The 10,808-nt window shown below is 80.0% G+C and carries 5 protein-coding genes; 1 reads left to right on the forward strand and 4 read right to left on the reverse strand.

The window, feature by feature from the left end:
- The coding region (locus GTQ99_RS26945) for a histidine kinase (protein ID WP_166616289.1) at positions 1–1,067 on the reverse strand (1,067 nt) is incomplete at its 3' end.
- A 197-nt stretch (positions 1,068–1,264) separates the two neighbouring features.
- Here GTQ99_RS26945 and GTQ99_RS13680 point away from each other — a divergent pair.
- On the forward strand, positions 1,265–1,969 hold the full coding sequence (locus GTQ99_RS13680) for a hypothetical protein (protein ID WP_166616290.1): 705 nt from the start codon (positions 1,265–1,267) through the stop codon (positions 1,967–1,969).
- A gap of 22 nt (positions 1,970–1,991) precedes the next feature.
- Here the strand turns inward: GTQ99_RS13680 and recD are convergent, their stop codons facing one another.
- The 3 genes from recD to recC are packed head-to-tail and all read right to left on the reverse strand — an operon-like array spanning position 1,992 to position 10,746.
- Positions 1,992–3,899: an exodeoxyribonuclease V subunit alpha gene (gene recD, locus GTQ99_RS13685; RefSeq protein WP_166616291.1), complete on the reverse strand. Its 1,908-nt coding sequence runs from the start codon at positions 3,897–3,899 to the stop codon at positions 1,992–1,994.
- Positions 3,896–7,309: a UvrD-helicase domain-containing protein gene (locus GTQ99_RS13690; protein WP_338074986.1), complete on the reverse strand. Its 3,414-nt coding sequence runs from the start codon at positions 7,307–7,309 to the stop codon at positions 3,896–3,898. The genes recD and GTQ99_RS13690 overlap by 4 nt, the downstream gene beginning before the upstream one ends.
- Positions 7,306–10,746, reverse strand: a complete 3,441-nt coding sequence (recC, locus tag GTQ99_RS13695; protein WP_166616293.1) for an exodeoxyribonuclease V subunit gamma — start codon at positions 10,744–10,746, stop codon at positions 7,306–7,308. The genes GTQ99_RS13690 and recC overlap by 4 nt, the downstream gene beginning before the upstream one ends.
- Positions 10,747–10,808 lie beyond the last annotated feature (62 nt).

Consider the following 10,808-nt stretch of genomic DNA (forward strand, 5'->3'; position numbering starts at 1 on the left):
GCTCCCGGCCCAGCTCCCGGCCCAGCTCCCGGCCCAGCTCCCGGCCCAGCTCCCGGCGCCGGTCCCGTGTCGACCTGGAGCACGAGGTGCCCGCCGCTGCGGACGACCTCCACCGCCACCGCGGCACCGGGGGCGTGGCGCAGGGCGTTCGTGAGCCCCTCCTGCACCACCCGGTAGCAGGAGACCCCGAGCGCCGCGGGCAGCTGCGGCAGCGGCTGCGGCAGCCGCAGCGCGACGGCGGTCCCGGTGCGGCGCACCCCCTCGACGAGCGCGGGCACGTCCTCCAGGCCGGGTTGCGGTCCCGGCCCACCCGCCGGCAGGCGCAGCACGTCCATGAGCAGCCGGACCTCGCGCAGCGAGGAGACCGCGGCCCGTTCCACCTCGTCGAGGGCGGTGCGGGCCGCGGCCGGGTCGTCCGCCAGCACGCGGCGGGCTCCGCGGGCCTGCAGCAGGACGACGCTGAGGCCGTGCCCCAGGACGTCGTGCAGCTCCCGGGCCATGCGGGTGCGCTCGGCGCCCAGCGCGCGGTCGGCGTCCTCGCGGGCGGCGCGCTCGAGCTGCGCGCGCTCCTCGGCCAGCCGGCGCTGGGTGGACGTGCGGCGCCACGCGTGCCCCGCGTACGCCGCGACCGCGCCGAAGACGCCGTTGGCGACCGCTCCCCCCAGCCCGAACTGCTCGTTGCCCACGCCCTCGAGCACCACCAGCGCGAGGACGACCGCGCTGCCCAGCAGCGCCCGCCGGGGTCCGGGCGCCCAGCGGGTGGCGGCCAGCGGAGCCAGCCCCAGCACGGTCAGGGGCACGGCGAAGGTGTTGGCGACGGGGAAGAGCAGCGGCTCCACGGCCCAGACCGCCGCCGCGAGCGCGGGAGCGGCGAGCGGGAGGCGGCGCTGCAGGGCCAGCGGGGCGGTCGCGCCCAGCAGCAGCAGCGAGTGCGGCACCGTCGCGGGCGCCGACTCCGTGCTGTGCGGCAGGTGCAGCTCGACCTGCGCGAGCACGGTCAGCGCCAGGGGCAGCAGCACGTCCCAGGACCACCGGACGGTGGGGACGCGCGGGCCGCGGGCGGACACGCGGGAACCGTACGGCGGCGCCACCGGCGGCGTCACCCGTCGAACGGCGTCCCCCGGACGGCGGAGGCCGGGCCGGGCCTCCACCGCGAGGGGGACCGCCCTCCCCCGTCGGCGCGACGCCCGGCGGGCGGCGGCTGCCTAGCGTCCCTGCTCCGGCGGCGGGACGGCCCGCCACCACCAGTACCGCAGGAGGAACCGTGGACACCGCAGTCGAGACCCGCCCCGGGGCACCGCTGACCCGTACCCGCCTGGCCGGGGGGTGCCTGGCCGCCGGGGCGCTGCTGCTGGCCGTCACCGCCGCCCTCGACCCGCCGACCCCGGCGGGTGGCCTGCCCGAGCTGCTCGCCCACACGGCGGCGCAGCCGGGCCGCTGGACGGCGTGGGCGCTGTGCATGACGCTCACCGCCCTCGTCCTGCTGCCGGGGGTGGCGGCGCTCGGCCGCGCCGTGCCGCCCGGGCGCGGCGCCGCCCTCACCGTGGCGGGGACCTGCGCGACGGGCGCCGGCCTGGTGGGGATGGCCGTGCTGGGTGCCGCCGAGACGCACCTGCCGGCGCTCACGGCCGGGGTGCTGCCGGTGGCGCCGCAGACCCTGGAGGCGGCGGCGCGGCTGGAGGACGCGCCGGGGCTGGCGGTGGCCTTCCTGCTGGTGCTGCCCGGCTTCTACGCCGGGCTGCCGCTGCTGCTGTGGGGGCTGCGGCGCGCGCGGGCGCTGCCGCTGTGGGTGCCGGTGGCCGCCACCGCGGGCTCCGCGGCCTCCTGGTTCGCCAGCGAGCTGCCGAACCCGTGGGAGGCGCTGTGCCGCGTCCCGGTCGTCGTGGCGCTGCTGGTCACCAGCAGGCTGCTGCTGCGCCCGCGCACCACCTCCGCGGCGCCCTCCCGCAGCCGCGAGCCGGTGGCCTGAGCCCGGGCGGCGGTGGGTCCGCTCAGGCCCGCAGCCGCTCCGCCAGGCCCGTCGCGCGGGCCAGCGGGCGCTGGACGGCGGCGACGACCGCGTCGACGGAACCGACGACGCGCACGCGGTCGCGGGCGCGGGTGAGCGCGGTGTAGAGCATCTCCCGCGTCGCCAGCGGTGAGCGCGCCGGCGCGGCCAGCACCGTCACCGCGCCGAACTGCGAGCCCTGGCTGCGGTGCACCGTCATCGCGTGGACCGGCTCCACGGCCGCCAGCCGCGCCAGCGGCACCACCAGCGGGCCCTCCCCGCGCCCGATCGCCGCGACGAGGACGCCGTCGCGCTCCAGCACCACCCCGGTGTCGCCGTTGAAGACCCCCACCGCCGGGTCGTTGGCGGTCACGATGACCGGCAGGCCCACGTAGCGCCCGTCCGCGCGCACGCTGACGCCGAACTCCTCCACCGCCCAGCGCTGGGCCAGCGCGCTCCAGTGCGAGACGCCCCGCCCGCCGTGGCGGTGCGCGCACAGCACCCGGTGCGCCTCCAGCGCCTCCAGCGCCGCCGCCGCGTCCCCGGCCCGGGCCGCCCCGACGAGCGCGCCGGTGCGCTCGACGACGTCGGCGCGCACCGCCTCCAGCGCCGCTCCCGCCACCGGCTCCTCGTCGGGCACCTCGAAGAACTCCAGGCCCGGCGCGCCGTCGGCGCGCAGCAGGTCGACGACCTCCTCGGCGGCGCCGCGGCGCACCGCGTCGGCCAGCGCCGCGATGCGCCCGCCCGCGCTGAAGCGGTGGGTGCGGGTGAGCAGCGCGATGCCGTGCGGGGCGGCCGGGCCGGGGGCCACGAGGTCGGCCAGCACCGCCCCCACCTCCACCGAGGCCAGCTGCTGCGGATCGCCGACCAGGACCAGGCGGGCCCCCGGCCGCAGCGCCGCCAGCAGCCGCGCCATGACCCCCAGCCCCACCATCGAGGCCTCGTCGACGATGACCACGTCGTGCGGCAGGTGGTGCTCGGCGTCGAAGCGGGCGCGCACCGAGCCGGGGCGGATGCCCAGCAGCCGGTGCAGGGTGGAGGCGCCGGCGCCCTCCAGGAACCGGCGCTCGGCGGGGGTGAAGACCTCACCGGCGGCCGCGGAGACCACGGCCTCGGTGAGCCGGGCGGCGGCCTTGCCCGTCGGGGCCGCCAGCGCGACCCGCGGGACGCCGTCGGAGAGCGCGTGCAGGGCCGCCAGCAGCCGGGCCACCGTCGTCGTCTTGCCGGTGCCCGGCCCGCCGCCCAGCACGGACACCCCGTGCGTCAGGCACACCGCCGCGGCGGCGCGCTGGTCGTCGGCCGGGTCGCCGGGCCACAGCCGGTCCAGCACCGCGCCCACCGCGGCCGCCTCGTGGCCGGCGACCCCGCTCGAGCGGGCCCGCAGGTCGGCGGCGACGGCGCGCTCCTGGCGCCAGTAGCGGTCCAGCCACAGGGCGTCGCCGACCAGGTGCAGCGGGGTGGTGGGCCCGGCCGCGGCGTCCCCGGCCGCGCGGTGCTCGGTGGTCAGCGGGCTGCGGCGCACCGCCTCCAGCCACTCCCGCGGCGGCGGCCAGACCACCTCGACGGCCTCGACGTCGCCGGAGTCGTCGGCGTCCTCGGGGACCACCGTGGCCGGCACCTGCCCCAGGTGCAGCACGACGGAGCCGTGCCGCACGGCCCGCACGGCCAGCGCGAGCGCCAGCAGGACGCGCTCGTCGTCCTCGCCGCCCAGCGCCCCCAGGCGGCGGGCGACGTGGACGTCGGCGGCGTGCAGCAGGCCCAGGGCGTTGGCCTCGCGCAGCAGGCCGGTGGCCCCGCGCGCCAGGCGCGCACCGCGGTCCTGCTCCTCGACGCGGGCCTGCTCCTCGGCGGGGCTCCGCTCCCCGGCGGGAGCCTGCGCCTCGGCGGGAGCCTGCGGGTCGAGCGGGGTCACGGGCGCCTCCCGGCGAGCAGGTCGGAGAGGGCGAGCACGAGCGCCGACGGCGGCCGCCAGGACCACACGCCCGGCGGCACGCCGTCGCCGGCGGGCTCGACGTCCGGGCCGCACATGCCCCGCAGGAACAGGTAGAGCACGCCCCCCAGGTGGCGGTCGGGGTCGTAGCCGGGCTGGCGCCAGCGCAGGAAGCGGTGCAGCGCCACGCAGTACAGCAGCGCCTGCAGCGGGTAGTGCGCGGCCAGCACGGCCTCGTCGAGCGCGGAGCGGCGGTAGTGCCAGGCGGTCAGCCGCTCCCCCGGCGCACCGAGGCGGTTGGTCTTGTAGTCGACGACGAGGTGGCCGGGCCCGGCGGGGCCGCCGCGGCGCAGCACCGCGTCGATGGAGCCGGTGAGGTAGCCGCGCAGCACCTCCCCGGCCAGCGCCGGGTCCTCCAGCGCGTCGGCGTAGCGGTGCACCGGGTCGCCGGCCGGCAGGTGCCGGCGCAGCAGCCCGGCGAGGTCGCCGAGCCGCGGGCCTCCCGGCCCGGCGCCGTCGCCGCCGGCCAGCGGCAGCTCGAAGTCCAGCTCGGCCAGCCGGTCGGCGGCGGCGACGTCGGCCAGGCACGCCCCGCCCGCCAGCGGGCCCAGCCCCGTGCGCAGCACCGGTTCCAGCGCGGCGGCCAGCGGCTGCGCGAGGGCACCCGCGTGCTCCTCGCGCGCCAGCGCCACCAGGTGGGCGGCGCGGTCGGGCGCGGCCGGGTCGAAGCGCTCCAGGACGGCGTGCACGAGGGTGCCGAAGCCCGCGCCGGCGGGCAGGTCGGCCATCGGCGAGGGGACCCCGCGCCAGGCGGCCGGCCCCTCCTGCGGGTCCGGGCCGGTGGTGCCGGGCGCGCCGGGCGCACCGGTCAGCCCCACCACGTCGACCTCGTCGGGGACGCGGCCGGGGTCCGGCGCGGACAGCAGCACCCGCCCGGGGGCGGCCGGGAGCTCGTGGACGGCGCGGGTCAGGCCGCTGTAGGAGGTCCGCCGCCACTCCAGGTCGACGCTGGCGGTGAAGCGCGCCACCGCCAGCCGCGGCGGCGGCGGGGTGCGCACCGCCAGCCGGCCCGGGTCGGGCGCCGCCCCGACGCGCTCGAGCAGCACGCCGCTGCCGGGGCCCAGGAGCGCGGCGAACCGCTCGGCCGGCGCCCCGGCCGGCAGCGGCGCCCGCTCCGGCACCCGGCGCGGGTCCTCGGCCGTCAGCAGCCGGTGCAGCGCCCCGCGCGGGGTGTTCGCGCTCGGGGCCCACCACACCAGCGTGCGCGAGACCGCCCGCGTCAGCGCCACGTACAGCAGCCGCAGGTCCTCGCCGAGGTCCTCGGTGTCGGCGGCGCGGCAGGCGTCGTCGTAGCCGGCGCTGCCCGGGCCGCCCACGTGCAGGGCGCGCCGGCCGTCGGGGGCGTGCGCGACCGGCAGCCGGTCCTTCTCGCGCGTGGGGCCGCCGCCGGCGCAGTCCCAGCCGAAGGGGACGCAGACGACCTCGAACTCCAGGCCCTTGCAGGTGTGCACGGTGGCGATCTGCACGGCGGTGCTGTCGGTGTCCAGGCGCCGCGAGCGCTCGGGGTCGACGTCGCCGTCGGCGTGGTCGACGCGCCCGCGCAGCCACGACAGCAGGCTGGAGGCGCCGCCGCCGGGGTTGAGCTCGGACTCGGTGTGCAGGACCTCGGCGATGTGGCGCAGGTCGGTCAGGCGGCGCTGCCCGCCCTCCAGGGCCAGCAGCCGCTGCGGCAGCCGGGTGCTCTCGGCCACGACCGCGAACATCGCGGCGACCCCGCGCTCCTCCAGCACCGCCCCCCAGGCGCGCAGCTGCACCGACAGCTCGTCGGTGGCGCGGTCGCCGGCGGCGTCCAGCTCGGCGGCGGTGCGCCCGAGCAGCGCGGACAGCGCGAGGCGGCGCACCCGCGGCGAGCGGTGCGGCTGCTCGACGGCCTCCAGCAGCGAGACCCACTCCCGCGCGGCGGGGGTGGTGAAGACGCTGGGGCCGCGCGAGAGCACGCACGGCACCCCGCGCCGGTGCAGCTGCTCCTGCACCTGGGCGGCCTGGGCGCCGGTGCGCACGAGGACCGCGACGTCGCCGGGCTCCAGCGCGCGCTCGGCGCTCCCGTCGTGCGGGCGCACCCGCAGGCCCTCGGAGAGGACGGCGACCACCTGCGCGGCGACGTCGGCGACGACCGCCGCGCGCACGTCGGCGACGGGCGGCTGCCCCGCCGCGGCCGGCAGCTCCTCGCGGCCCAGGACGCGCAGCCGCACCGGGGCCGGGTCCGCGGCGCCGGCGGCGTCGAGCAGGGCGGCGCGCGGGTGGGCGGCCTCGACGGGGCGCACGAGGATGCGCTCGTCGCCGAGGGCGGCCCCGCGCAGCAGCGAGGCGGTGCCGGTGAGCACGAGCGGGTCGCTGCGGTGGTTGGTGCTCAGGGTCGCGGTGCGGTCGGCGACGTCGACGGCGTCGAGGTAGCTGCGCACGTCGGCGCCGCGGAAGGCGTAGATCGCCTGCTTGGGGTCGCCGATGAGCACGAGCGGGCAGTGCCCGTGGAAGGCGGTGCGCAGCACGTCCCACTGCACGCCGTCGGTGTCCTGGAACTCGTCGACGAGCACCGCGCGGTAGCGGCGGCGCAGCCGCTCGCAGGCCACGGGCCCGGCCACCTCGGCGGTCAGCGCCTCGCGCAGGCGCAGCAGCAGGTCGTCGAAGCCCAGCACGCGGCGGGCGCGCTTGCGGGCGGCGACCTCGCGGCGCACGCCCGCGGCGAAGCGCACCCGCAGGTCGGCCGCGGAGTCGGAGGGGCTGCCGGCCGGCTCCAGCCGGGCGTCGGGGCGGCGCACGGCCTCGCGGGCGATGCGCAGCGCCACCGAGCGCTCGAACGGCAGCGGCCCGCCCCCGGGGCGGACGGCGAAGCGCACGTAGAGGTCGTCGCAGACCTCCTCGACGAGGTCGTCGACGTCCTCCACGAGCGTGGCCGTGGGGTCGACGTCGGCGGCCGTGCCCAGGCTGGTGAGCACCTGCCGGCAGAACTCGTGGATGGTGGCGACCGTCGCGGAGTCGAAGGCGGCCAGCGCCGCGACCAGGCGCCCGCGGCGGGCGGCGACCTCCTCCGCCCCGCCCGCGGCCAGCAGCGCCACGACGGGGTCGGCCGAGGCGGCCGCGCCGGCGGGGTCGGCCAGGGCGTCGCGGGTGCGCAGCAGGCGCTCGCGCACCCGGTCGCGCAGCTCGGCGGTGGCGGCCCGCCCGAAGGTCACCACGAGCAGCTCGTCGACGCGGGCGCGGCCCTCGGCCACGTAGCGGGTGACCAGACCGGCGATGGTGTACGTCTTGCCGGTCCCGGCGCTGGCCTCCAGCACGGTGGTGGCCACCGGCAGCGGGCCGTCCAGCGCGAAGACCCCGGCGGGGGCGCTCACCGCTCCTCCAGCCGGTGCACGCCGAGCAGCGGTTCCCACACCCGCCGCACCAGGACGTCGAAGCCCGCCGGGCTGCCCTCGGGGGCGCCGGGCGGCGGTGTCCAGCCCAGCAGCCGGTCCAGGTCCGCGACACCGCCCCAGACGGTGACGTTCTCCTCCTGCTTGTCCTCCTTGTCGAAGGACCACCCGGAGGTCCAGGCGCTGCCCGCGGCGCGCCGGCTAGCGTCGGGGCCGCGCTGGGACCAGCGCGCCAGCGCCCACGCGTAGGCGGTCTCCACCGGCAGCGGCAGCGGCGTGCGCAGGCCCAGCGCGCGCACGAGCAGCAGGTCCACCAGCAGCGAGCGCGCCACCTCCGCGCGCACGGGGCCGAGGGTGAGCACGGCGACGGTGCCGCGTGCGCCGCGGCCGACGACGACGGTGCGGTGCTCGGTGGCGGGGTGGGAGGCCGACAGCGCGAGCAGCTCGATCCAGGCGCGCACCACCTGCTTGCCGCGCACCCGCGAGTAGGTCGTCGTCACCGCCACGTCCCCGCCGGCGAGGCCGCCGGCCCGCACGGGGCGCACCCCGCGCACGCCGCCGGTCAGGCGGACCTCGCCGGCACCGGGCACGGCGAGGTCCAGCTCGACGTCGACGCCGCGGGGCGCGGCGGTGCCCAGCTCGGCGGCGACGGCGGCGATGCGGTCCACCAGCGGGCCGACCTCGCGCAGCACCCGGGTGCCCAGCGGGCCGGGCGGCAGGTGCCCGCGGGCGGCCTCCACGCGCACGACGGTGGTGGGGTCGGTGCCGCGCAGGCGCGCGGCCAGGGCCCGGTCGCCGACGGCCCAGGTGGCCAGGGCGTCCAGCTCGACGGGCAGCGCGTCGTCGGGCTCCTCCTCGCGGGTGGCGGAGGCGACGTCCAGGCGCTGGCGCAGGAAGCCGCGGGCGGGGTGCTGGAAGAACTGCACGAGCTGGTCGAGGTCGAGGTCGGCGGCGGGTGCCGGCGGCAGCAGGCCGGTGAGGAACGGCGGCGGCGCGACGGGCCCGCCGGCGCCGGCGGCGGCCCCGGCGAAGGCGGTGGTGTCGTGGCTGAAGGCGTGCGGGCCGCCGAGCGCGCCGGGGGTGAAGTTGCGCGGGTCGGTGGGCTGCAGGGGGTGGTGCACGAGCACGTGCTCGCGGGCGCCGTCGGGGGTGAGCTCGTCGAGGGCGTCGAGCAGCTCGCCGACGGGCACGGCCGGCGGCAGCTGCGCGCCGGTGCGCACGTCGCGGCCGTCGTAGGTGACGACGAGGTGCCGGCCGGCGGAGCGGACGGCGTCGAGCAGCACCTGGCGGTCCTCGGCGCGCGGGTCGCGCTCGCCCGCGCGCGGGTCGCGGGCGAGCAGGTCGTCGGCGTCGGGGGCGAGCGGGCGCGGGAAGGCGCCGTCGTCCATGCCGAGCAGGACGACGACGCGGTGCGGCACCCAGCGCAGCGGGGTCAGGCTGCACACGGTCATCGCGCCGGTGCGGAAGGTCGAGCGCTGCGGGCGGCCGGCGAAGCGGTCGGCCACCAGGGCGGCGACGTCGGCGAGGCCGACCGCGGCGCGCCCGGCGCGGGCGGCGTCCTCGGCGACGGCGGCGAGCTCGGAGCGCAGCTGGGTCAGCTGCCAGCCGGCGTCGGGGTCGGCCTGCGCGAGGTCGAGGACGCCCTCCAGCAGCGCGGTGCACCAGTCGGCGACGCAGCGGCGCCCGGACAGGCGCCGCACGGCGGCCTCCAGGCGGTCGACGAGCTCGGCGAAGCGGCCGGCGAGGTCGATGCGGCTGGACTCCACGTCGGCCAGCGGGACGACGGCGTCGGGCCCCTCGCCGAGCAGGTCGGCGCCCGCCGGGTCCGCGCCGCCCACGGCGACGCCGACGAGCAGGCGGTCCAGCCCGGCGCGCCAGGAGCCCTGGGCCAGCCCCGCCAGCTGCCAGCCGCGGCGGTGCTCGGCGGACAGGCCCCAGTGCACGCCGGCGTCGACGGTCCACTCGCGCACCTGCTCCAGCGCCTCGTCGTCGAGGTCGAAGCGGCGGCGCACGGCGGCGGAGGCGGCGAGGTCGAGGACGTCGCCGGCGCCGGCGCGGCCCTGGGCGAGCACGAGCAGCCGCGCGGCGAGGGCGAGCAGGGGGTTGGTCTGCAGCGCGGAGCGGTCGGCGATGGAGACCCGCAGGCCGCCGCCGGGGTGGGAGCCGGTGGAGAAGACCGCGGAGACCAGCGGTGCGTAGGCCTCCACGTCGGGGCACAGCACGACCACGTCGCGCGGCTGCAGGTCCGGGTCGGCGTCCAGCAGGCCGAGGACGACCTCGCGCAGGACCTCCACCTGGCGGGCGCGGCCGTGGCAGGCGTGCACCTGCACGGAGCGGTCGCCGGCGGCGGGCGGGCGGCGGTCGGCGGCGGCGGGCACCTCGTCGGCGGCGAGGGCGGCCTGCAGCCGACCCAGCAGGGTCGGCGCCGGGGCGGGCGCCGGGTGGTGCACGTCGCCGTGGCCGGGCGCCGCCAGCGCCAGGCGCACCTGCAGCTCGCGCACCTCGCGCGCCGCCGACGCCAGCAGGGGGTGGCGCACCGCGCCGTCGGCGGCGCCGCCCCCGTGCGCGCGCCGCGTGCCGGTGGCCCCGGCGGCCAGGGCGGCCGCGGTCGCCCGCCACAGCGCGGGGCTGGGGTGCTGCAGGAACAGGTGGACCTCGCGGTGCTCGGCGAGGGCGGCGAGCACCTGCAGCCGGGCCGGGGCGAGCCGGGTCAGCGCGAAGACGCCGAGGCGCGCGGGTGCGCTGCTCAGGGCGGGGTCGGCGCGCAGGGCGGCGCAGGCGTCCTCGAGCAGCTCGGCGGGGGCGGGCAGGCCGACGCGGGCGCGCACGGCGCGGAAGAGCTCCGGCTGCCAGCGCAGGTCGGCGTCGACGTCGCGCCCGCCCCCGGCGGCCCAGTCGAGCAGCAGCTGCGGGCGGGACTCGCCGTAGCCGGCGAGCAGGTCCGCCACCCGGGCGGCCGCGGCCGTGCGCCGCACGCGCGGCGCGTCCTCGCCGGCGGGGTGGCGCAGGTGGTGGCGCAGGACCGCGAACGCGTCGCCGGCGCCGCCCGCGGGCGGGCCGCCGGCGGGCGCGAGCTCGTCGAAGACCTCCAGCACCTGCCAGGTCAGCGCGTCCGGCGCCCAGCGCGCGACGGCGTCGGCGGCCCGCGGGTGCACCGCGGCCACGACCTCGGCGAGCACCTCGTCGAGCAGGTCGGCCGGGGAGCAGAACCGCACGCCCGCGCAGACGCCGTCCTCGCCGCCGTCCCCGCCGCCGAGGTGGTGGGAGAGCCGCTGGGCGATCCAGCGCTCGGTGCCGGGGGCGCCGACCGCCAGCAGCTCCGCGCGGAACGGGTCGGCCCCGGCGGTCGGCTGGTGCAGGAGGTCGGCGAGGGCGGCCACGAGAGCGCTCGCGCTCTCGGAGCGGTGGACGTGGAGCACGCGGACTGTCTACCCGACGACGGCGACAGCCCCTGCGGCGGTCGACCCGGCGGGCCGGGAGC

Source organism: Kineococcus vitellinus (genome assembly GCF_009906315.1).
Classification (GTDB): Bacteria; Actinomycetota; Actinomycetes; order Actinomycetales; family Kineococcaceae; genus Kineococcus; species Kineococcus vitellinus.